Annotated in this window: 24 protein-coding genes; 14 read left to right on the top strand and 10 right to left on the bottom strand. The window is 59.3% G+C overall.

Features of this window, described 5'->3' with window-relative positions; all coding sequences use genetic code 11:
* Positions 1–10 precede the first annotated feature (10 nt).
* Together G5168_RS08355 and deoD are read left to right on the top strand one after the other, a co-directional pair.
* Positions 11–1,219, top strand: coding sequence for a phosphopentomutase (locus tag G5168_RS08355; protein ID WP_421252073.1), 1,209 nt, complete (start codon positions 11–13; stop codon positions 1,217–1,219).
* 76 nt (positions 1,220–1,295) lie between these two features.
* Positions 1,296–2,012 carry a purine-nucleoside phosphorylase gene (gene deoD / locus G5168_RS08350; protein ID WP_005340471.1) on the top strand — a complete coding sequence of 239 codons (717 nt, stop codon included), beginning with the start codon at positions 1,296–1,298 and terminating at the stop codon, positions 2,010–2,012.
* 67 nt (positions 2,013–2,079) lie between these two features.
* On the opposite strand, the gene G5168_RS08345 is transcribed toward deoD, so the two are convergent.
* Positions 2,080–2,700 carry a YtjB family periplasmic protein gene (locus tag G5168_RS08345; RefSeq protein WP_005348965.1) on the bottom strand — a complete coding sequence of 207 codons (621 nt, stop codon included), beginning with the start codon at positions 2,698–2,700 and terminating at the stop codon, positions 2,080–2,082.
* Between the two features lie 120 nt (positions 2,701–2,820).
* On the opposite strand from G5168_RS08345, the gene serB reads away from it, so the two are divergent.
* Both serB and G5168_RS08335 read left to right on the top strand, forming a co-directional pair.
* The gene (gene serB / locus G5168_RS08340) at positions 2,821–3,831 is read left to right on the top strand and encodes a phosphoserine phosphatase SerB (protein WP_421222218.1); all 1,011 of its coding nucleotides are present in this window, start codon (positions 2,821–2,823) and stop codon (positions 3,829–3,831) included.
* A gap of 28 nt (positions 3,832–3,859) precedes the next feature.
* Complete coding sequence (locus tag G5168_RS08335) at positions 3,860–4,765, top strand: alpha/beta fold hydrolase (RefSeq protein ID WP_421252072.1); 906 nt, start codon at positions 3,860–3,862, stop codon at positions 4,763–4,765.
* 38 nt (positions 4,766–4,803) lie between these two features.
* On the opposite strand, the gene G5168_RS08330 is transcribed toward G5168_RS08335, so the two are convergent.
* Positions 4,804–7,185, bottom strand: coding sequence for a PilZ domain-containing protein (locus G5168_RS08330; protein WP_421252071.1), 2,382 nt, complete (start codon positions 7,183–7,185; stop codon positions 4,804–4,806).
* A 100-nt stretch (positions 7,186–7,285) separates the two neighbouring features.
* Between G5168_RS08330 and radA the strand changes: the two genes are divergently transcribed.
* Positions 7,286–8,653 (top strand): DNA repair protein RadA, encoded by a 1,368-nt coding sequence (radA, locus tag G5168_RS08325; protein WP_005341318.1) that lies wholly within the window; start codon positions 7,286–7,288, stop codon positions 8,651–8,653.
* Between the two features lie 56 nt (positions 8,654–8,709).
* On the opposite strand, the gene G5168_RS08320 is transcribed toward radA, so the two are convergent.
* A complete protein-coding gene (locus G5168_RS08320; RefSeq protein ID WP_216952871.1) occupies positions 8,710–9,090 on the bottom strand; it encodes a PilZ domain-containing protein in 381 nt (126 codons plus the stop codon).
* A 101-nt stretch (positions 9,091–9,191) separates the two neighbouring features.
* Positions 9,192–9,674, bottom strand: coding sequence for a sigma D regulator (gene rsd, locus G5168_RS08315; protein WP_216952872.1), 483 nt, complete (start codon positions 9,672–9,674; stop codon positions 9,192–9,194).
* Between the two features lie 337 nt (positions 9,675–10,011).
* Here rsd and hupA point away from each other — a divergent pair, with 337 nt between their 5' ends.
* The gene (gene hupA, locus G5168_RS08310) at positions 10,012–10,284 is read left to right on the top strand and encodes a nucleoid-associated protein HU-alpha (protein WP_005340484.1); all 273 of its coding nucleotides are present in this window, start codon (positions 10,012–10,014) and stop codon (positions 10,282–10,284) included.
* Between the two features lie 144 nt (positions 10,285–10,428).
* On the opposite strand, the gene G5168_RS08305 is transcribed toward hupA, so the two are convergent.
* From G5168_RS08305 to G5168_RS08295, 3 genes are all read right to left on the bottom strand, one after another.
* Positions 10,429–10,872: a PACE efflux transporter gene (locus G5168_RS08305; protein ID WP_064337327.1), complete on the bottom strand. Its 444-nt coding sequence runs from the start codon at positions 10,870–10,872 to the stop codon at positions 10,429–10,431.
* Between the two features lie 163 nt (positions 10,873–11,035).
* Positions 11,036–11,893: a hypothetical protein gene (locus G5168_RS08300; protein WP_421222215.1), complete on the bottom strand. Its 858-nt coding sequence runs from the start codon at positions 11,891–11,893 to the stop codon at positions 11,036–11,038.
* 111 nt (positions 11,894–12,004) lie between these two features.
* Complete coding sequence (locus G5168_RS08295) at positions 12,005–13,228, bottom strand: Nramp family divalent metal transporter (RefSeq protein WP_421222213.1); 1,224 nt, start codon at positions 13,226–13,228, stop codon at positions 12,005–12,007.
* 237 nt (positions 13,229–13,465) lie between these two features.
* Here G5168_RS08295 and rpsF point away from each other — a divergent pair, with 237 nt between their 5' ends.
* The 4 genes from rpsF (at position 13,466) to G5168_RS08275 (ending at position 15,454) form a co-directional block, all read left to right on the top strand.
* Positions 13,466–13,852: a 30S ribosomal protein S6 gene (gene rpsF, locus G5168_RS08290; RefSeq protein WP_005308887.1), complete on the top strand. Its 387-nt coding sequence runs from the start codon at positions 13,466–13,468 to the stop codon at positions 13,850–13,852.
* A 30-nt stretch (positions 13,853–13,882) separates the two neighbouring features.
* Positions 13,883–14,113, top strand: coding sequence for a 30S ribosomal protein S18 (rpsR, locus tag G5168_RS08285; RefSeq protein ID WP_005308890.1), 231 nt, complete (start codon positions 13,883–13,885; stop codon positions 14,111–14,113).
* 52 nt (positions 14,114–14,165) lie between these two features.
* Positions 14,166–14,612 (top strand): 50S ribosomal protein L9, encoded by a 447-nt coding sequence (rplI, locus tag G5168_RS08280; RefSeq protein ID WP_005340490.1) that lies wholly within the window; start codon positions 14,166–14,168, stop codon positions 14,610–14,612.
* Positions 14,613–14,713: 101 nt separating this feature from the next.
* Positions 14,714–15,454, top strand: coding sequence for a ferredoxin--NADP reductase (locus G5168_RS08275; protein WP_421252070.1), 741 nt, complete (start codon positions 14,714–14,716; stop codon positions 15,452–15,454).
* A 50-nt stretch (positions 15,455–15,504) separates the two neighbouring features.
* On the opposite strand, the gene G5168_RS08270 is transcribed toward G5168_RS08275, so the two are convergent.
* Positions 15,505–15,855 (bottom strand): hypothetical protein, encoded by a 351-nt coding sequence (locus G5168_RS08270; protein ID WP_227341922.1) that lies wholly within the window; start codon positions 15,853–15,855, stop codon positions 15,505–15,507.
* A gap of 19 nt (positions 15,856–15,874) precedes the next feature.
* Positions 15,875–16,171, bottom strand: coding sequence for a hypothetical protein (locus tag G5168_RS08265; protein WP_040067567.1), 297 nt, complete (start codon positions 16,169–16,171; stop codon positions 15,875–15,877).
* Between the two features lie 255 nt (positions 16,172–16,426).
* On the opposite strand from G5168_RS08265, the gene G5168_RS08260 reads away from it, so the two are divergent.
* Positions 16,427–17,437, top strand: a complete 1,011-nt coding sequence (locus tag G5168_RS08260; protein ID WP_227341923.1) for a Preprotein translocase subunit SecY — start codon at positions 16,427–16,429, stop codon at positions 17,435–17,437.
* Positions 17,438–17,491: 54 nt separating this feature from the next.
* Here the strand turns inward: G5168_RS08260 and G5168_RS08255 are convergent, their stop codons facing one another.
* Positions 17,492–17,659, bottom strand: a complete 168-nt coding sequence (locus G5168_RS08255) for a hypothetical protein (protein ID WP_162484561.1) — start codon at positions 17,657–17,659, stop codon at positions 17,492–17,494.
* Between the two features lie 56 nt (positions 17,660–17,715).
* Between G5168_RS08255 and G5168_RS08250 the strand changes: the two genes are divergently transcribed.
* Genes G5168_RS08250 through G5168_RS08240 form a run of 3 tightly spaced genes read left to right on the top strand, consistent with a single transcriptional unit; the run spans position 17,716 to position 21,968 of the window.
* Positions 17,716–18,693 carry an NADP-dependent oxidoreductase gene (locus tag G5168_RS08250; protein WP_421231211.1) on the top strand — a complete coding sequence of 326 codons (978 nt, stop codon included), beginning with the start codon at positions 17,716–17,718 and terminating at the stop codon, positions 18,691–18,693.
* Positions 18,690–19,127, top strand: a complete 438-nt coding sequence (locus G5168_RS08245; protein WP_005348990.1) for a YqaA family protein — start codon at positions 18,690–18,692, stop codon at positions 19,125–19,127. Before G5168_RS08250 ends, G5168_RS08245 begins: the two co-directional genes overlap by 4 nt.
* A 27-nt stretch (positions 19,128–19,154) precedes the next feature.
* Positions 19,155–21,968: a M16 family metallopeptidase gene (locus tag G5168_RS08240; protein ID WP_107683770.1), complete on the top strand. Its 2,814-nt coding sequence runs from the start codon at positions 19,155–19,157 to the stop codon at positions 21,966–21,968.
* Positions 21,969–21,979 lie beyond the last annotated feature (11 nt).

The following is a 21,979-nucleotide window of genomic DNA, read 5'->3' as shown; positions in this document are numbered from 1 at the left end:
GGGAAGACCCATGAAACGTACCTTTATTCTGATGATGGACTCTTTCGGTATTGGCGCTGCTGCCGACGCCGACAAGTTCGGAGATGTGGGCGCCAACACCCTTGGCCATATCGCCAAGGCGTGTGCGGCAGGTGAAATTGAAGGCCGTGGCGCCCTCAATCTGCCGAACCTCAACAAGCTGGGTCTGGGCCACGCCTGCGAGCAGGCCTCCGGCTACTTCCCGGAAGGGCTGAAGAAAGATATCGATGTGGTCGGTGCCTACGGCTTTGCGCAGGAGCTCTCCTCCGGCAAGGACACCCCGTCCGGTCACTGGGAGATCGCCGGCGTGCCCGTGCTGTTCGAGTGGGGCTACTTCAAGGATCACCACAACAGCTTCCCGCAGGAGCTGCTGGACGCCATCGTCGAGAAGGCTGGTCTGCCAGGTTATCTCGGCAACTGCCACGCCTCCGGTACCCAGGTGCTTGATGATCTGGGCGAAGAGCACATGAAGACCGGCAAGCCGATCCTCTACACCTCCGCCGACTCGGTGTTCCAGATTGCCTGCCACGAAGAGACCTACGGCCTCGAGAAGCTCTATGAGCTGTGCCACATCGTTCGCGAGCTGCTGGAGCCCTACAACATCGGCCGCGTGATTGCGCGTCCGTTCGTGGGCACTGGCAAGGGCAACTTCAAGCGTACCGGCAACCGCCACGACTACTCAGTGCTGCCGCCGGCGCCGACCGTGCTGGATTACATGAAAGATGCGGGTGGCCAGGTTGTCTCCATCGGCAAGATTGCCGACATCTATGCCCAGCAGGGCATCACCAAGCAGGTGAAAGGGACCGGTCTGACCGAGCTGTGGGATCGCACGCTGGAAGAGGTGAAAGCGGCCGGTGACAACACCATCGTCTTCACCAACTTCGTCGACTTCGACTCCTCCTACGGCCACCGCCGTGATGTTGCCGGTTATGCCGGTGCGCTGGAGTATTTCGATTCCCGCCTGCCGGAGCTGTTTGAGCTGCTGCAAGATGGCGACGTGGTGGTGCTGACTGCCGACCACGGCTGTGACCCGACCTGGGGTGGTACCGACCACACCCGCGAATACATTCCGGTGCTGTTCTTCGGCAAGCCGGTCAAGGCTGGCTCTGTCGGTCGTCGCGAGACCTTTGCCGATATCGGCCAGAGCATCGCGGCTTACCACGGCCTGCCGAAACTGGCGTACGGTACCAGCTTCCTGTAATTTACCCGCCCGCCACTTCGGCGGCGGGCAATTTATAAAACAATAAAACTCAACCTAGTGTGAAGGAATCAAGAGAATGGCAACTCCTCATATCAATGCGAAAGATGGCGCCTTTGCTGATACCGTGCTGATGCCGGGCGACCCCCTGCGCGCCAAGTACATCGCTGAAACTTTCCTGGAGAACGTCGAGCAGATCTGCGACGTGCGCAACATGTTCGGTTTCACCGGTACCTACAAGGGCCGTCGTATCTCTGTAATGGGGCACGGCATGGGTATCCCCTCCTGCTCCATCTACGCCAAAGAGCTGATCACCGATTACGGTGTGAAGACCCTGATCCGTGTGGGCTCCTGTGGCGCCGTGCGTGAAGACGTGAAACTGCGTGACGTGGTGATCGGTATGGGTGCCTGCACCGACTCCAAAGTAAACCGTCTGCGCTTCAAGGATCACGACTTCGCTGCCATCGCCGACTTCGACCTGGTTGCCAACGCTGTACAGGCCGCCAAGAACAAGGGCGTTGCCGTGCGTGTGGGTAATATCTTCTCCGCCGACCTGTTCTACACTCCGGACCCCTCCATGTTCGACGTCATGGAAAAATACGGCATCCTGGGTGTCGAGATGGAAGCCGCCGGTATCTACGGCGTGGCTGCAGAGTACGGTGCCAAGGCGCTGACCATCTGCACCGTCTCCGACCATATCCGTACCGGTGAGCAGACCACCTCTGAAGAGCGTCAGCTGACCTTCAACGACATGATCGAAATCGCGCTGGATTCCGTCCTGCTGGGCGACAAGTAATTCCCTTGCGAATAAGAAACGGCGGCCTTCTGGCCGCCGTTTTTGTATCTGCTCTCTGGTTGCGCCATCAGTTTTCCGGAGGCGGCGCGGGGGGCGTACTCTTTTTCTTGTGCTTGCGCACCCGCATGTAGTTGCGGCGCACGCCGTAGGAGATGAGCACTCCGGCCAGCAGGGCGACCAGCAGCATCAGCCGCTGTTTCTCCTGCACCACCTTGAGCCGGGTGTCCTTGTCTGCCAGCATCTGCTGCTCTTCCAGGGTGATGCGCAGGAAGCCGATGGTCTGCTCGCCATCCCGGATCTCCTGCACGAACTGGATCCGCCCCTTGCCCTGCTCCGGTAGTGACTTGTTATCGCTGCCGATGGGCAGCAGGCTCTCCAGCGGCACCGCCTGCTCCGATTGGGCGAGGGGAATGCCGCGTCCGTCGTAGAGGGTGGCATCGAGGATCTCCGGCTCCGCCGCCAGATCCCGCGCCAGCCGCTCCAGCTCGCTGCTCTTCTCCTCCTTGATCCAGCGTTTCATGTCGCGGGCTGCATAGGCGACCAGCGCCTGTGCCCGGTTGCGCGCTTCGCTGTGCAGCGAGGCCTGGCTTTCACCCTGCATATGGATGAGCACACCGAGCACCCAGCATCCGAGCAGGATACCGGCACCCAGGCTGAGAACACGTTTGATGGGAAGATGACGCTGCAAGCGCGAGACCTCATGGTAACAAGGAGTGGCGGGATCTTGGCGCTTGCCTGTACAAAAAGCAATACGCTACTCTGGGCCAGCATTGTTAACCCCCTGATCACCAAGGAAGGCGTATCCCTTATGTTGTTGTCCCGGCTCCCCCCTCTGTTATCCGATTGGCCCGCGTTGTTGTCCGGCTCACCCTGTTGGCAGCTCCACGCAGATGCGTTGCAACCGACAGAGACCCCGCAGACGAGCGGCTGGTTGGTGCTGTTTGGCAAGGGGCTGGGCGCCTCCCATCTGGCGCGTCTGTCGCCACTGTTGGCTGCACAGAAGTTGGCGGCCACCCTCTATCCTCCCACCGAGGTGGCGGGCGTGCCGTTGCTACTGCTTGGCTGCGATAGATTTTCTGCCGAGCTGGTGGCCGAGCTCAAGAGCGGTGAGTGGGAGATCGATCTCTGCCATCTGCCCGCGCTACCGACCCTGAACGAGCCCGGCCTGCTGGTGATGGATATGGATTCCACCGCGATCCGTATCGAGTGCATCGACGAGATCGCGCGGCTGGCGGGGGTCGGCGATCAGGTGGCGGCGGTAACAGCTGCTGCCATGCAGGGCAAACTGGAGTTCTCCGACAGTCTGCGCAACCGGGTGGCCCTGCTGGCTGGAGCGCCGGTCACCATTCTCGACGAGGTGGCCGCCAACATGCCGTGGATGCCCGGCTTGCAACTGATGGTCGATACCCTCAAAGAGGCTGGCTGGAAGGTGGCCATCGCCTCCGGCGGTTTTACCCGTTTTGCCGGCGAGTTGCAGCAGGCGCTGGGGCTCGATGCTATCTTCGCCAACGAGCTGGCGGTGGAAGGGGGTCAGCTGACTGGCAAGGTGAGCGGGCGCATCGTTGATGCCAGCGTCAAGGCCGAGGTGTTACAGCAGCTTGCTCAGGAGTACGGCATTGCTGCCGCCCAGACCGTGGCCATCGGCGATGGTGCTAACGATCTCAAGATGATGGGCGTGGCAGGTCTTGGGATTGCTATTCATGCCAAGCCGCTGGTGCGGGCGCAGGCTGCGGCCACCCTCAATCATCACGATCTGGAGGGGGTGATCTGCCTGCTGGCGGCGCGGGCCTGCAGCGAACAACGCTGGGACAAGCGCTGACTGTGTTTCAAGGAGGAAACCAATAAAAATGGAATTGTTGCAGCAGTCTCTGTTTATCCCCTGTGGCGCCCATCAACTGCATGTTCGCCACATCAAACCCCGGGTCGCCGTGCATGGCGAGCCGATCCTGATGGTGCACGGCGCCATCGAGAACGGCCGCATCTTTTACACCGAATCGGGCAAGGGGCTGGCCTGTTTTTTGGCCCGCCACGGCTATCAGGTCTATGTGGCTGATTTGCGGGGACGGGGGCTCAGCACTCCGGCCATCGCCGAGCTGGCGGAGCACGGCCAGCACGAGCTAATCACCGAGGACTTGCCCGCCCTGCATCGCTGGATTGCCGAGTGCCATCATGGCTTCAAGGTGCACTGGGTGGCCCACTCCTGGGGCGGTGTCATCATGGCCTCGACCCTGGTGCGCTTCCCCGAGCTGGCGGAGCAGGTGGCCAGTCTGCTGTTTTTTGGCACCAAGCGCGGTGTGTCGGTGCACAATCCCGAGCGCTGGCTGAAGGTGGATCTGATCTGGAATCGGCTGGCCCCCTGGCTGGCTCGCCGCCGTGGTTTTCTGGCGGCTCGTACTCTGAAGATCGGTGCTGACGACGAGCCGCTGCGCTATCTGCAGGAGACCATCCCCTGGGTCAAGTGTGGCCCCTGGCGGGATCCTCACGACGGTTTTGCCTATGACGAGGGGGCGGCACGGGTCAACTGGCCGCCACTCTGGATGATCTCTGCCAGAGCCGACAAGGTATTGGGCCATCCGACCGATGTGCGCCGTTTCAGCGACGAGATAGGCTCGGCTGCTCGTCACACCCGCCTGGGGCGTGATAATGGCAACCGGCTTGACTATGACCACATCAATATGCTGACCGCCCCGCAGGCGCAGGAGGATCACTTTCCCCGGATCCTGGAATGGCTGCTCAATCCGCAGGCAGCATGACAAAAAACAGGGCACATAGTGCGCCCGTGTCGATGGGATCAGCGGGGCGGCTGCGTGATGCCGAACCGGAACAGAGTTGCCTGGGTGGTGTCGGTCAGCTCGCCAACCCCCACGACACTCCACAACTCCTCTTCCAGCCGCTTTGCCTTGTGAATGGCGAACTTGGCGATGTAGTCCAGCTCATTGGCAATGAAGTTGGTGTCGGGGCGTCCGGTGCGGGAGATGCCGACCAGCACCGAGTAGAATTCTCCCTGCTGCAGTGCCAGCTCGATGAACTGGCGCTTCTCTTTTAGGTTGCTAAAGCTGCTGGCGAGGCGGCTGGTGAAGATGGGGAGGCCCGCCTTGGTCTGGATGCTGGCAATATAGACCTCATCTTCACGCGGTTTGTCCTCCCGCTCGATGGCTCGCAACGGATTCATCAGCAGCTCCTTGAACAACTCCCCCTGAAACAGCGGATAGAGGTTCTCCTGCTCAGGTTGCTCGGCACAGGCGGTTAACAGTTGTTGCAGGCTGCGCGGAGTGAGTGACTTGCCGATGGCGGCTGGCTTGGGGGCACCCTTCAGTTTGTTGATATAGACCGGTGAGTTGAACAGGTGGTGGGTGTAAATATTGCGCAGGGCTCGCGCCAGTCCGCGATAACGGCGCTGCTCCTGCGCCGCCTTGAGCTTGTTCTGGTTGCTCTCGATCAGCAGGCTGAAGAACTGACGACCGGTATGACGATCGGAATCCCCGTCGATACAGAGGTGCAGCACGGTGCGAGTCATGTTGAGACTAACCAGCCGGTAGGAGAGATGCTGCAGATCCATGCTCTTGGATAACTCCTGCAGACGGGGCAGGGCGATGGTCACCACATCGTTTTTCTCGCCGATAAAGGCATCTTCCAGCTCGACCTGCAGGCCATGGGCAGAAATATCTCGGGTCCAGCCAAGCCATGACTTGCCATTGTGATGGATGGCAACGGCTGTTTTGTGGATATAGCGCAGCTCCTTGCGCAACTGGACATAGTGCAGGGATTCAATCTCGAAGGGGGCAACGCCCAGCTCGTGACCAAAACGTTGCAATTCATTGGCATTATTGCCCAGCTCGCCCTCCGGGCGGAACTCCTCCCGTTGGGACTCCAGACTGATCTCCTGCAGCAGGCCGCAATACCCAATCAGTTTGAGACGTTCGAGTAACAGAATATCCTGCAGTTGCGAATTTTCGACCCCCTGCAACTGCCCTACATCTGCCTCCAGCGATTCACACGCCTCCAGTGAAAACTTGTAGACACGCCAGCTGGGACGTCGGGAGCCCACCTGGAAGAAGAGGGCGGTGAGACCACTCTGGCGCAGCTCTTCAGAAGTGGCAGAGAAGAAATAGATATGGCTGCGTACCGTGTGGGTGAAGCAGTAGATGAGGGTTTCGGTCGTGGTGCCGGGAGCAGGGCAGAGGCGTTTCATCCGTTTTGCTGAGAAGAGTCCCGCCAGGGCATCGCGGTTTTTCTCGTCGCGCCAATACTCCAGCAGGTGCTGGTTGTTCTCGGTGCGCAGTGCTATCTCGAGTGAGGGACAATCTCCTGTGCTGAAGAAGAGCGGCATGCCGGTCATCCGTGGCAGGTAGAACTGCTCATATCCCTTGATGATGGCGGCGGAGAGCAGATAGTCGACGCTGACCCGATAGCGGATCTTGTTGGCTTCGATAAAGTCGCTGAGGAAGGCATCGAAGGCGGGCTGCTCACCGGAGCGTACCAGCCTCAGCCAATACTTCCCTTCCTTGCTCTCTTCACCGAGGATCTGGTAACCGACCGGCTGATGCAGCACCGGATTGGGGTGATCCCGCTCTAGCCCGGTAAAGAAGACCTCGACCTGAGCGCCGGTCTGGTAATTGGGCAAATAGGGGACCGAGACTCTCATGCCGCCGAGGGAAAGATCGGAACTTTTGGCGAACAACTTCTCCCCGTCATGAAGTTTGATGAGCAAGGGCGAGCTAAAGTGCATCCGCTCTTGTCGTCGCCCGTAGTAACTGGCAAAGACGATGGTGTTGACGTCGTATTGCCGGAAGGGGCTGACAGGGGGTTGCAGCAGGCCATCCACCCGGGCGTGGTGATGGTTCTTTTGCCATTGTTGCAGCGCTTCGTAAACGCCAAGGGTATAGGCGTCACGGTAGAGATAGCACTGGGACTGAAACAGTCCGATGGCCTCGGCCGGCATAAAGTGGGTGATACCGTCGAACTCGTGCACCAGGCACTCGTCCTCCAGTTCATCGCGCATGTCGATAACCCTGCGGCAAGGGGAGCATTTGCGATTGAGCTCCATCTTGATCAGAAAACGGCCGTTACTGTTTTCGTCCTGGGTCAGACGGTTGAAGATCTCTTCGAAATCTTTCTCCCGCAGCAGGGGTACAAGTTGTTCAATCAGATGTTGTTGGTGTACTGAATCCATGTGTTCCTGCCACGGAAAGTCACTTTTCCGATTCTGGGTTTGATCTGTCGGTCGCAAACAAGTATATCAAGCAGGAATTCATCCTGTCCCCGAGTTATCAATGGCTAAAAATAAAACTGCTTATGTTTGTTCCGAATGTGGTGCCGACTTCACACGCTGGCAAGGTCAATGCAGCGAGTGCAAGGAGTGGAATACCATCACCGAGGTACGCCTTGGCTCCGTCACTCCCGCAGGCAAGAGTGCCCGTTACACCGGTTATGCCGGCGCGGTCGGCAGTCAGGTACAGACACTGGCAGAGATCGCCACCACCGAAATCCCCCGTTTTACTTCCGGTTTCAAGGAGTTGGATCGGGTGCTTGGTGGCGGTGTGGTGCCCGGCTCGGCGATTCTGATCGGTGGTAACCCGGGGGCGGGTAAATCGACCCTGCTGCTGCAGACCATGTGTGGTCTGGCAGAGCGGATGAAAACTCTCTATGTCACCGGTGAGGAGTCGCTCCAGCAGGTGGCAATGCGGGCCAACCGCCTTGGTTTGCCTACCGACAAGCTACGGATGCTCTCCGAGACCAGCGTTGAGCAGATCTGCCTGATTGCCCAGCAGGAGCAGCCGCAGATCATGGTGATCGACTCCATTCAGGTGATGCATGTGGCGGATGTCCAATCTTCTCCCGGTTCGGTCTCACAGGTGCGTGAGGCAGCAGCGTTACTGACCCGTTACGCCAAGCAGAACCATGTGGCCATCTTCATGGTGGGTCATGTGACCAAGGATGGCAGTCTGGCTGGCCCCAAGGTACTGGAACACTGCATCGACTGCTCTGTGCTGCTTGACGGTGGCCATGACTCCCGTTTTCGGACTCTGCGCTCTCACAAGAACCGCTTCGGTGCGGTCAACGAGCTGGGGGTCTTTGCCATGACTGAACAGGGGATGCGCGAGGTGAGCAATCCCTCCGCCATCTTCCTCAGTCGGGGGCAGGAGCAGGCGCCCGGTTCCATCGTCATGGTGATCTGGGAGGGCACCCGGCCGCTGCTGGTGGAGTTGCAGGCGCTGGTGGATTACTCCCAGCTCTCCAACCCGCGTCGGGTAGCGGTGGGGATGGATCACAACCGGCTCGCCATGTTGCTGGCGGTGCTGCACCGTCACGGTGGGCTGCAGATGGCGGATCAGGATGTCTTCATCAACGTGGTTGGCGGGGTCAAGGTCGAGGAGACCAGTGCGGATCTGGCGCTGCTACTGGCGATGGTCTCCAGTTTCCGGGATCAGGCGCTGCCCAAGGATCTGGTGGTGTTTGGCGAAGTGGGGCTCTCAGGGGAGATCCGTCCTGTCCCCTCTGGTCAGGAGCGGCTGCAGGAAGCGGCCAAACACGGTTTTCGTCGTGCCATCGTGCCGCACGCCAATGCCCCCAAGCATCCTATCGAGGGGATGGAAGTGGTGCCGGTCAAGAAGTTATCAGAGGCGCTCGAGGCGTTATAACCGTAGCAATAGAGGCTGAATGAACAGAAAAGAGCACCATGTCTGGCCGGGCGTCGTTACGACTGGTTGTGCTCCTGATGCTCGTTCAACAGCTGTTCCAGCTCCCGATGCAGCAGCTCTTCGTCACCTACGTTGAGCTCTATCATCCGCTTGAGGTGGGTGGCGCTGTCGATATCGATGTGGTGGCAGTAGAACCCCAGCTTCTTGCTGGCTTCATGGGTTAGCTCGACCTGCATCTTGATCTCGATGTCGCTGCCACTCAGGACAAAACTGAGCTGGTACTCCTTGTTGTCACGGCTCTCCCAATCATCCGGTCGGATTAACAGGGCGCCCTGCAGGGATATGTCGACAAGCTGAGTCTGCCACTTGTGCTCCCCCTGGGTGAGTTCGGCCGTGGTCAAATAGAGGATCCGTGCAAAACGGCGGCGCTCAGACATGCTCATCTCCTAGTTTGGAATCAGCTGGACACAGGGAATCATTGCTCTGAGTGTAATGCACCTTGGCTGCCAGTATCTTGAACTTGCTCCGAAAATAGCAATCAGGCTTGCTGGGCACTGAGGAACTCCACCACATGGAGTGCCTTGACCAGGCGATCTTCCTGTTTGAAGCGATCCTCCAGTACCGGGCCCAATTCGTTGAGGTCATCATCGAGCAGTAGCAGTTGGGCCTCGTCGGCATCACTGTATTTGTCGTTGAATTCGAGGGCAAACTCGGTAGTGGCACGAATATGGGGATAAATGCGCTTGGCCAGCTCCAGTGTTTCGCCGCTGGCTTGCTCGAAGGCGGTGACGACGTGGTGGTAGATCTCGAAATGGCCTGCACTGACATAGTCGACCAGGCGGTCGCAAAACTGATGCAGCTCTTCTGTTTTGGGCAGGCTGCGTTGCTTGGTCCGCGCCGGAGTGAGGCCTGCCAGCTGCATGTATCCAACCAGCAACGCTTGCCTTGCATCCAGCCAGTCGTCGATAGCCTTATGCTTGCCTGCCAGCGCCTGCTTGGTCTGTTCCAGTTTCGTCAACATAATCCCTATCCCTCCGTGGGGCAAAGGCTGGCCGATTGTTCGGTATTCCGAGCCGTTTGAGCAGTGACACAACCTATAACTAGGGAAAATCTGGGCAAGCGTCAATAGCCATGGGGGGATAATGTTAAGTGGCGAAGAAATAGCCAGCGGATTGTGTCTGCGTGCTAGCAGGTTTCAGGCCTGCTCACGGTTTTTCGCGTGTGGAATGTGACTATTTCCGCAGATCTTGATGAAAACCCCAGCGTTTGACGCGTTCGGCTCGATAAAGGCTTTGCCTGTGCGTTTTTTTTTGCATAGAGTGACCCAGCGCTAAATGCCCGATCATAAAGGAAATGTTATGAACAAAGCTCAACTTGTCGATGCGATTGCCGCCAAAGCAGATCTGAGCAAAGCTCAGGCCAAAGTGGCTCTGGAAGAGATCATCAATGGTATTACCCAGAGCTTGAAAGAAGGCGATGCTGTGCAACTGGTCGGTTTTGGCACCTTCAAGGTCACCCACCGCGCAGGCCGCACCGGTCGTAACCCGCAAACTGGTAAAGAGATCCAGATTGCTGCTGCCAACGTGCCTTCATTCGTGGCTGGCAAGGCTCTGAAAGACGCCGTCAAGTAAGTCCGAAAGTCTGTTTTGTCCAATGCCAGTCAGCTCGCTGACTGGCATTGTTTTTATGGGGCTTTCCCATCCTTCCGGTTTTAGTGCTCCCTGGCTTTTCCTGCCTTTTTGGTTTCTTCTGTCGGCCTCATTGCGGCTGAGGCCTTATGCCGTTTGCGGAGTGGATGGCAGCGGCCAGATCCGCTCATAGGCCCAGGTAAAGACCATGATGTAGACGAGGTAGAAGGCGACGAAGCCGAGATCCAGCATCAGGGCGTCCCACACTCCCAAATCGAGCCAGAACATGACGCAGGGGAGGGAGAGCATCATAAAGCTCGCCTCATAGCCAAACGCGTGCAGGAAGCGGTCCAGTGGTCGCTTGTTGGTGCGCCCGCACAGTTTGAGCAACCCCTTGTCGAACAACAGGTTCCAGCCGTAGGTCCAAGCGGTGGCGACGATGGAGAAGAAGATGGCCAGTGAACCGACCTCGGCGACGCCCTGACCGAACAGCTGGCTGATCAGCGGCGCGACCAGTGCCAGCCCGATGCCTTCGTAGAGAACCAGATAACGAAGTCGATCAGGGGTGGTGCGTAGTTGGGTACTACTCATGGGTGATGTGCCTCCTGTGGGAGGCGCATTCTAATCAGGGAGTGGTTAAAAGAGAAGCATCGGCCCGTCATGACGGGCGTTGAGGGGCATGATGATGCCCCCTCTTTGCGATACTTTTCTATTGCCAATTTGGGCGTGAGCCCTGAGGGGGCAAGTCAGCGACTCAGGCGCCGGTTGGCGTGACCCGTGTCAGCATGGCACAGCCCTCTTCCACTTGAGTGAGCTGTACCTTGACCTCCCCCAACTCGGCGAGCGAGGCAACATGAGTGCCACCACAGGGGATGGTGACTTCCTGGCCTTCCAGCATGCAGTGCCAGTAACGGGAATCGATGATCGCCTCGCCAGCGCGGCTACGGCGGATCTCGCCTCCGGCTGCGATCCAGTCGGCCAGTTGCTGGTTGACCTTCTCTTCAATCACCGCCAAATCTGCCAGCAGCGTCTCGCTGTTGACCCCCTTCTTGCGCAGGCTCTTGCCGATTCGGTACTGCTCCCGTGATCCGCAAGGCTCGACCCGCGAGCTTTGAATAGCCAGGCGGTCGAAGTCGGGCTGGCCCAGTGCATCACGCTCGCTTACCTCCTTGCGCCAGTAGGGAGTTAGTACTCGATTGAGCGCCAGCGCGGCCAGATGGCAGCCGCTATGGCCCAGACTCAGGGCATGGCGGGCGGCGCTATCTACTTGCAATTCGACCTGGCTGCCAACGGCTAGCGCGTGGTCTCCGGTCAGCGGGTGGACCACCACGAAACGCCACCCCTCTGCGCTCCGCTTGACCGGAATGGCAGTATCGACGAACAGCTCGCCATCAGGGCTGATAGCCCCCATCCGGCAGGGGCCAATGGCGGCTTCGCCCCCTTCCCAGCGAGCATGGCCCACGTCCCCCGGCTGATCGGGCCAGAGGTGGCTCTGGGGATGAAAGGGGGTGAGGTCGGTGACCAGCAGCGTGGTGTCACCGCGCTGGCAGCAGACCACGCTGGCCTGCTCCTGATGATGGCCCAGTACGAAGCTGGCTCGGGTATGTTCCATGGCAAGACTCCCGCAACGATAAATGAGAAGAGAAAGCGGCAGCATACGCCAGAGTGCGAAAGGGCTCATTAACCAGTGTTAATGAGCCCCTCTTCTCGGTTTTACGGTTCGCTAGATCATGGCAACCAGCAGATAGGCGTTGAGCCCGATCACCAGCGCAACGATAAGGCGTCCTACCGCCTGGGTGACGGGGTGGTTGCGATACTCCCCCATCAGGGCGCGATCGCCGGTCAGCATCAACAGCGGGATCAGGGCCAGCGCGATGCCAAAGCTCAGGATCACCTGACTCAACACCAGAATTTCGGTGGTGTTGAGACCCATGGCGATTACCACGAAGGCGGGAGCCATGGTGATGGCGCGACGCAGCCAGAGCGGGATGGTAAAGCGGACAAAACCCTGCATTACCACTTGCCCGGCCAGGGTCCCTACCACGGTAGAGCTGATGCCGGATGCGACCAGCGAGAGGCCAAACAGGGTGGCTGCTGCCTGACCCAGCAGGGGAGTGAGGGTCTGATAGGCGGATTCCAGCTCCGCTACCTGCTGGTGGCCCGTGCTGTGGAACGCGGCGGCCGCCATCGCCATCATCGCCAGATTGACGAAGCCGGCGATAGTCATGGCAATCGCCACATCGACCCGGGTGGTGTGCAGCCGCTGGCTGACTGAACCCTGATCCTGCGTGTGCTGGGTCAGTGCCGAGTGCAGGTAGATAACGTGGGGCATCACGGTAGCACCGAGCACACCGGCGGCCAGATAGACGGCATCGCTGTTGGGCAGACCGGGGAAGAGGGCGCCCTCCAGCAGGCTGGGCAGATGGGGGCGGGAGAAGATCAGCTCGACGATGTAGGCCGCCGCGACAAACAGCAACAGGCCACCGACCACGAACTCCAGCGGTTTCTGGCCGCGGGATTGCAACATCAGGATCCCCCAGGTCACCACGGCGGTGATGCAGGCCCCTTCAAGCAAGGTCACGCCAAGCAGCAGCTTGAAGCCGACTGCGGCGCCGATAAATTCGGCGAGGTCGGTGGCCATGGCGATGATCTCTGCCTGCACCCAGTAGGCCCAGACCGCCGGTTTTGGCAGTCGGTCGCGGATGTGCTCCGCCAGATTCTTGCCGGTGACGATACCGAGTTTGGCCGAGAGGGTTTGCACCAGCATGGCCATCAAGTTTGCCCATACCACTACCCAGAGCAGTTGGTAGCCAAAGGTAGAGCCCGCCTGAATATTGGTGGCGAAGTTGCCCGGGTCGATATAGCCGATGGCGGCGATAAAGGCAGGCCCGAGCAGGGTTAGCTTGAATTTGCGGGCTGGAATCGTAGTCGTCAGTGCGGGTTGCATGGCATCACCCTCCATAAGGATATGGAGAGAGAATAGATCTAAGTGATAATCATTATCAATTATTGTTTCTGATGATTTCCATCGGGAAAAACATTTAAAGCGGTCAGTTGCAGTGAGGGATGTGATTTCGTACAATACGCCGCCCTAGAAAAGCAGCGACTAAACACCTTTATGTTCCTTGCCTCCGAGGTCTGGCTGCACCTGGGCGGAGGCTGAATTAATCCGTAAGGAGCTAAAATGCGTCATTACGAAATCGTCTTCATGGTTCATCCGGACCAGAGCGAGCAAGTTCCCGGCATGATCGAGCGTTACACCGGCGCCATCACCACCTCCGGTGGTACCATTCATCGCCTGGAAGATTGGGGCCGTCGTCAGCTGGCTTACCCGATCGACAAACTGCACAAAGCCCACTACGTTCTGATGAACGTAGAAGCAGAGCAAGCCGTTATCGATGAGCTGGAAACCAACTTCCGCTTCAACGATGCCGTTATCCGCAACATGATCATGCGCACCAAGCACGCAGTGACTGAAGTTTCTCCGATGGCCAAGGCCAAAGAAGAGCGCTTCACCCGTCGTGACGACGAGCGCCGCGAAGAAGCTACTGAAGCTGCTTCCGAAGAGTAATTCTGGATCACTGACTAGAGGATAAAGGCCATGGCACGTTATTTCCGTCGTCGTAAGTTCTGCCGCTTCACCGCCGAGAACGTTACCGAGATCGACTACAAAGATATCGTTACTCTGAAAAACTACATCACTGAATCTGGCAAGATCGTACCGAGCCGTATCACCGGTACCCGCGCCAAGTATCAGCGTCAGCTGGCACGCGCCATCAAGCGTGCTCGTTACCTGGCTCTGCTGCCGTACACCGATCTGCACAACAAGTAAGAATCGGCCCGGCACTTAAGCCTAACTCAACGAAATTTATAGAGGAAAGGTAATGCAAGTTATCCTGCTCGACAAAATCGCCAAACTGGGCGGTCTGGGTGACCAAGTTTCCGTGAAATCTGGTTATGCCCGTAACTACCTGATCCCGCAAGGCAAAGCTGTTATGGCCACCAAGGCCAACATCGAAGCTTTCGGTGCTCGTCGCGCTGAGCTGGAAGCCAAACTGGCTGCCAACAAAGCTGCTGCTGAAGAGCGTGCTGCCAAGCTGGCCGAACTGGCTACCGTGGTTATCGCTTCCAAGTCTGGCGACGAAGGCAAGCTGTTCGGTTCCATCGGTACCCGTGACGTGGCTGAAGCCATCACTGCTGCCGGCGTAGCCGTTGCCAAGAGCGAAGTCCGCATGGGCAACGTTCTGCGTAACACCGGTGACTACGAAGTTGCTGTTCAGCTGCACGCTGACGTTAAAGCAACCGTACAGATCCAGGTTGTTGCCCTGTAATAGCGATTCGCTTTTGCAGAGAAAACCCGCGCTCTTGCGCGGGTTTTTTATTTTCCGGCCCGGGGGTAGAGTGAAGGTCTGTTCCACTGGAGGAGATCCTTATGGCTTGGGTAGAAGGCCGCGTCATCGAACGCATCGAATGGACACCCACCCTGTTCTCCCTGCGGGTAGCGGCCGAGCTGGCCCCCTACAAGGCAGGCCAATTCACCAAGCTGGCCCTCGAGCAGGGTGATCGCCGCATTCAGCGCGCCTACTCCTTCGTCAATCCCCCCTCTGCGCCATACCACGAGTTCTATCTGGTCGAGATCCCGAGCGGTGAGCTGACTCCCTCGCTCGGCTCGCTGCAAGCAGGCGATACCCTGCTGGTGCAATCCCAGGCGACCGGCTTTCTGACGCTGGATGAGGTGCCCGCCGGGCGCGATCTCTGGCTGCTCTCGACCGGCACTGCCATCGGCCCCTTCCTCTCCATGCTGGCAGATGGGGAAGCCTTCAACCGTTTCGAGAATCTGGTGCTGGTGCACGGGGTGCGCAAAGGCGAAGAGCTGAGCTATCAGGATTTGATCGCCAGCTTTGCCGAGCAATATGGCGCGCGTTTTTGCTATGTCCCCTTTGTCAGCCGCGAGCCTTGGCCCGATGCAATGGCAGGGCGGATCCCGGCGGCGATTGCCAATGGTCAGCTGCAGGCTAGAGTGGGGTTGGAGTTCTCACCCGAGCTGAGCCAAGTGCTGATCTGCGGCAATCCGGAGATGGTGAAAGAGACCCAGCAAACCTTGCTGGCGCTGGGGTTGGTCAAGAATCTGCGGCGGGCACCGGGCAATATCAGTGCGGAGAATTATTGGTAAAACAATCAGCACAGGGGCGCCAGGCCCCTGCTGGATAAGGAAAGGGGGGGTCAGTTTTTCTTGCCGTTACCCTTGTTTTTATCCTTCTGTTTGTCGTGACCCTGTCCCGGGTTATTGCCGCCGTGGATGCTGCGGTTGTAGTGATCCCGGTACTTGCCATCCATCTTGTCGCAGTTGAGTTTGATCCGGCTGTCGCCAATGCCAAGATCCAGACAGTTGTCCTGCCACCAGTCGTACTCCTTGTCATCCCAGTCGAGATTGATCTTGATGTCATCACCGGAGATCTTGATGCCATCGCTATTTTTGCTTGGCGGTGCCGCAACCGCGATGCCGTGCGCCATCAGCAGGGAAAGCAGCAGGGCGCCGCGCCGGATAACGGGGTTGTGTTTAGCTTGGGTCATCGCAAGGGTACTCCTGTTGTTACTGGTCGCTCTGCGAGTTGGCAGGGACCTGGTTGGTTTTCGGTGGCTGGTTGCGATTCTCTTCATCTTCCAGATTGAATTTGACCGCCTTGCAGTCGACGGAGGAGGTCTCCCCGATATCCAGAGTGAGGCAGTCGTTCTGGGTCCAGCCGAACTGTTTGTCATCCCAGTCCAGATTGAATTTAAGCTCATCGACGGAAAATTCGGTGCCACCGCTCTCTGGATATTGCTGTGTCGCAGCGGCGCCGCCGGTAACCAGAAGAAGGGAGAGTAGCAAGGTGGTCGTACTGTTCATGATGGCCTCGGATAATTGCAACGGTGGATGAGTGTACGGATCTGGGCTGAACCCGGGCGGAATCGCACCTCATCTCACCACATGATCAAGTCAGGGAGGAATTGTATCGCTTTTCTGCTGCCGATTTGTCCGTTTTGGTCGCACTCTGGGCAGCTGGTTGCCAATCTGAAGGAATTCAGTCATTTGCCCTTCTCTGTGCGAGTCTGGCGACTATAATCGGCAGCCAACTTTTCCTGCACAGCACACCCCTTCATCATGACCACACAGGACTCCTCCACACAGCGCTACCCCAAGGGGTGGTTCGCTCTGACGACGGTATACAGTTTCACCGGATTGGCCATTCTGGCCTCCATTATCTTCTCCCTGCTGCTGTTCCTCTCCATCGATGACAACCCGCTGATGAAGTGGCTGTTCGGCGGCTTGGCCATCATCTTCGAGCTGGGCAAGTTTTACGTCTGGTACGAGTACGGCGAGCGCAAGGCGCGGCGGGATCTGAGTGGTGCTCTCTGGTCGCTGCTGTTTTACAGCGTGCTGGCGGCCATCTCCATCGGCGGCAGTATCGGTGGCATCAACAGCGCCACCAATACGGTGTTGAGCCAGCAGGCGCGCCACGAGCGGGAGCTGGCCCGTTTCGACGAGCAGATCGCCAGCATCGAGCGGCAGATCCAGCTCAACGAAGAGGCGGCCCGCAAATACATCGAGCTGGAGCGCATCTCCAGTGGCGTCTCCTCGTTGCAGCACGCCAACACCAAGCTGCGCTTGCAGCAGGATGAGCTGCGCCAGCAGCGCGATGCCAAGCCGGTCAACGAACAATCCTCTATGTTGGGGCTGATGAGCAGTCTGGCGGACGGGGTCGGGATGAGCATCAGCCAGGTGCAGTTCCTGCTGGTCTGCTTCCTCTCGGTGCTGCTCGACGTGTTCGGCGCCTTCTTCGTCAGCCTGATCGGCGAGGAGAACCGCTTTCGCCGGATGTGGCGCTGGCAGCAGGAGCAAGCTCGCAGAGAGGCGCAGGCAGAGTTGGCGATGGCAGCCCAGCCCGAGCCCATCATGCCCCCCGAGCCAGCCCCCGAAGTGCTGGCACAGGTGCGCGGTGCGCTGGTGAGCGGTGAGCTCAAGTGCAGCAAGCGCTCGGTGGCACAGGCGTTGTCACTCTCGCTGGAGGAGGTGGATCGGGTGTTCCACCATCTGCTGTCGCAAGGGGTGCTGGGGCAGGGGAGCAATCGCCACTACTACCTCAATCCGGCGCTGGAGCAGCAACCCGGATAGTGAGAAGGCCACCGGAACTCGGTGGCCTTTTTCGTTATCGAGTGGCTGTGGCACTCAGTGAGTCAGCACCATCATCAGGCTGAGGAAGGCGGCCAGTCCGCCACCGATGCCGATGATCCAGTAAAACCCCTTGGCCCCCTGTTTGAGCGGGATGTGGAAGTAGAGCAGAAACGCCCACCACCCCAGTGCCAGCAACAGAGGAATAAGAAACATTCGAGCCATGGTGTCCTCGCTGTTATTCTGTTGACCCTTGATCAATCAACAGGATGGATTGTGCAATGACGCAACTACAGATTACCGCATTCGGTGACCCCTCGGTACTCAAGCTCAACCCTTCCCTCGATAAGGTGCCAGCCGATGGCGAAGTGCGGGTGAGCATCTGCTTTGCGGGGGTTAACCCCATCGATGCCAAAACCCGCGCCGGTCTTGGCTGGGCGGCGGCCCAGAACAAGGACAAGCTGCCCTGGACGCCGGGTTATGACATCTCCGGCGTGGTGGAGAAGGTAGGCCCCGGCGTAACCTCGCTGGTCGAGGGGGATCGGGTGTGCGGCATGGTCGGTTTTCCTCTTACCGCTGGTGGCTACGGGGAGTCTGTGGTGGCAAGCGAAGGCGAGCTGGTCAAGCTCGACGGAGTGAGCCTGCAGCAGGGAGCGGCGCTGCCACTGGCCGGTCTCACCGCCTGGCAGGGGCTGCTTGAGCACGGCGGCCTCAAGAGCGGTCAGCGGGTATTGATCCTCGCCGGTGCCGGTGGGGTTGGCCATCTGGCGGTGCAGTTTGCCAGCGCCTATGGCGCCGAGGTGGTGGCTACCGCCAGCCCCGACAACCATGGCTTCCTCCATGCTTTGGGGGCGCGCTGGATGGTGGATTACCATGATGCGAACTGGCCCGCACAGGTGGTGGCAGAGGCCGGTCAGGTCGATCTGGTGCTGGATCTGGTAGGCGGCGAGAGCGGCAAGGCGGCGCTCGCCTGTGTCAAACCGGGTGGCCGCCTGGTGACTGTGCCTACCATTACCGCCCAGCAGATCAAGGATGCTGGGGCTGCGGCGGGTATCGAGGTGGTCGGCATGCTGGTTCACCCCGACCAGAAGCAGCTGGGTCAGATGTTGATGCTGCTGCGTCAGGGGGAGGTGAAGGTCACCCTCGCCGGTGAGTTCGCTCTGGCTGAGGGGGCGCTGGCCCATCAGGCCATCGAAGGGGGCCATGTACGCGGCAAGCTGCTGCTGCGCATGCCTGCGGCCGATGGCTATCCCGGATGAGCGAGATGATGGAGATGGGGCTGGGGTGGCTCTTTTTAAGTGCATTCACCTCCGCCACCCTGCTGCCCGGCAGCTCGGAAGTGCTGCTGGGGGCCATGGCGGCCAAGGGGGAGTGGAGCATGGCTAGCCTGCTGCTGTGGGCGACGCTGGGCAATACCCTCGGTTCCATGACTACCTGGTGGCTCGGCTGGCTCGCCACCTTCAAGAAAAAACCGGAAGATTTTCAAGGCCGTGGGGAACAAAAAGCCTTAGGCTGGCTCAAACAACATGGTCACTGGTGTCTGCTGCTTGCCTGGACGCCGGTGGTCGGTGATGGTCTCTGTCTGTTGGCCGGTTGGCTGCGCCTCTCCTTCTGGCGCTCTCTCATTTTGATCGGGCTCGGCAAATTGTTCCGTTATGCCCTGGTTTTTCTGCTGGCCAGTCACATTTTCTAGCCTGTTTTTGTCACTCACGAGGTTACCGTGAACAAAGTCATACCTTTAACGATTCTGCTGGGCTTCACCCTGCCGGTGCTGGCGGCACCGACCCTGATCGCCGAACAGGGCAAGGAGGAGGGCAAGCTCGCCATCCCCTACCAGATGTACAAGCTGGACAATGGCCTGACCGTGATCCTGGCTCCCGACCGCTCCGATCCGCTGGTGCACCTCGATGTGACCTATCACGTCGGTTCATCCCGCGAGACGGTCGGTAAGTCCGGTTTCGCTCACTTCTTCGAGCACATGATGTTCCAAGGCTCGAAACACGTCGGTGATCAGGAGCATATGCGGATCATCAACGAAGCCGGTGGCGACATGAATGGCACCACCAACAAGGACCGCACCAACTACTACGAAACAGTGCCGGCCAACCAGCTGGAAAAAGTGCTCTGGCTGGAGGCGGATCGGATGGGCTTCCTGCTCGATGCGGTGAGCCAGAAGAAGTTCGAGATCCAGCGCGCCACCGTCAAGAACGAGCGGGCCCAGCGGGTCGATAACCAGCCGTACGGGCTGGTGAGCGAGAAGGTGGGGGAGGCGCTCTATCCGCGTACTCACCCCTACTCCTGGCAGCCTATCGGTTACGTGGAAGATCTCGACCGGGTCGATGTGAACGACCTCAAGCAGTTCTTCCTGCGCTGGTATGGCCCCAACAACGCTACCCTGACTCTGGGCGGCGACTTTGACAGCAAGCAGGCCCTCGAGTGGATCGAGAAGTACTTCGGCTCCATCCCGCGCGGCCCGGACGTGGCCGAGCCGACGCCAAAGCCGGTGACTCTGCCCGAGACCCGCTACGTGACGTTGCAGGACAAGGTACACCTGCCGCTGCTCTATATCAGCTACCCCACCGTATCTCTTGGCGATCCGCAGGAGCCTGCACTCGACATGTTTGCCGACGTGCTGGGTGGTTCCGCCAGCTCCATGCTCTACCAGTCGCTGGTGAAAACCGGCAAGGCGATCGATGTGGGGGCGTCCCACTACTGTGAAGAACTGGCCTGTACCCTGACCGTCTACGCCTATCCCAATCCGTCACAGGATGGCAGCCTCAAGACCCTCAAGGGGGAGGTGGACAAGGTGATCGGCGAGTTCGCCCAGCGCGGCCTCAAACCGGAAGATCTGGAGAAGGCGATCGCCAAGTACCGTGCCTCCGCCATCTGGGGTCTGGATAGCGTCTCCGGCAAGGTGAGCCAGCTCGCCATGGGTCAGGTGTTTGCCCAGGATCCCAACTATGTGTTCAAGACACTGGATGCCATCGGCAAGGTGACACCTGAGCAGGTGAAGGCCGCCTACGACAAGTTCATCGCGGGCAAGCCTGCGGTGGTGCTGAGCGTGGTGCCCAAGGGCAAGACTGAGTGGCAGGTTGCCACCCCGAACTTTACCCCCGCCAAGCGCGAACTGCCGGATTACAGCAAGCATGACGAGGCGCTGGCCGAACGACCGGTAAAAGACAATTTCGATCGCAGCGTGCAGCCCAAGGCGAGCGAGGCGGTGAGCGTCAAGGTGCCCGCCATCTGGCACGGCAAGCTCGACAAGAACATCGAGATCATCGGCACCAAGAGTGACGAGATCCCCGCGGTCTCCATCATGATCGCCCTGCCGGGCGGCATTCGTGCCGAAGATAAGGGGCAGCTTGGACTGGCCAATCTGACCGCCGCCATGATGGGGCAGGGCACGGTGCGCCTGACCGAGGCTCAGCTCAGCGACGAGCTGCAAAAGCTGGGCTCAAGCATTGATGTCTCCAGCGCCCAGTACAACAACCTCATCACCGTCAGCTCGCTGGCGGACAAGTTGCCCCAGACCCTGGCGCTGGTGCGCGAGGTGCTGGAGCGCCCGGGCATGCGGGAGGCGGACTTCGAGCGGGTCAAGGCGCAGCTGCTGCAAGGAATGCAACAGGCCCAGCAGCAGCCCGAGTGGCTGGCCGGGCAGGCGTTCCGCGAGCTGGTCTACGGCAAGCAGAACCGCCTCGGTCAACCTACCGACGGGGTAGCGGCTGATGTGGCCAAGCTGACCCTGGCGGACGTGAAGCACTTCTATCAGGCCTACTACAACCCCACCAATGCCAAAGTGGTGGTGGTCGGTGATGTGGGCCAGAAGCAGATCGAGGAGCAACTTGGCTTTCTGACCGAGTGGAAGGGGGCCACGCCGACTCTGGGGGATCTCAAGCTCAAGGGTGAGCAGGCCAAGCCGGGCATCTATCTGGTCGACAAGCCGGGGGCGCCCCAGTCGGTGATCCGCATCGGCCGTCGCGCCATGCCGTTCGATACCACGGGGGATTACTTCACCGCCGGGCTGATGAACTTCAACCTGGGTGGCAACTTCAACAGCCGCATCAACCTCAACCTGCGGGAAGACAAGGGTTACACCTATGGTGCCAGCTCGGGTTTCTCCGCCAACCGCGAGGTGGGCACCTTCGCCACAGGCGCCAATGTGCGGGCCGATGCGACTGTGGATGCCATCCGCCAGTTCCTCAAGGAGATGGACAACTACCGCAAGAGCGGCCCGACCCCGGTCGAGCTGGCCTATATGCGCAGCGCGGTTTCCCAGCAGGATGCCCTCTCTTACGAGACCTTGGGCCAGAAGGCGGGCTTCCTGCTGCAGATGGTGATGTATGACCTGAAACCGGACTATGTGCAGGCCCAGAACAACCTGATCAAAACGGTGTCGCCCGAGGCGCTCAAGGCCAGTGCCGCCCGTTGGCTCAATCCGGCCGACATGGTGATCGTGGTGGTGGGAGACAAGCAAAAGCTTGAAAAACCCCTGAAGGAGCTTCATCTTCCCATCTATCCGCTGCAGTTGCCGTAACTGACGCTTTA

This window comes from Aeromonas sp. 600724, assembly GCF_049175135.1.
GTDB lineage: Bacteria > Pseudomonadota > Gammaproteobacteria > Enterobacterales > Aeromonadaceae > Aeromonas > Aeromonas veronii_A.
This window is presented reverse-complemented; position numbering and strand designations above follow the sequence as displayed.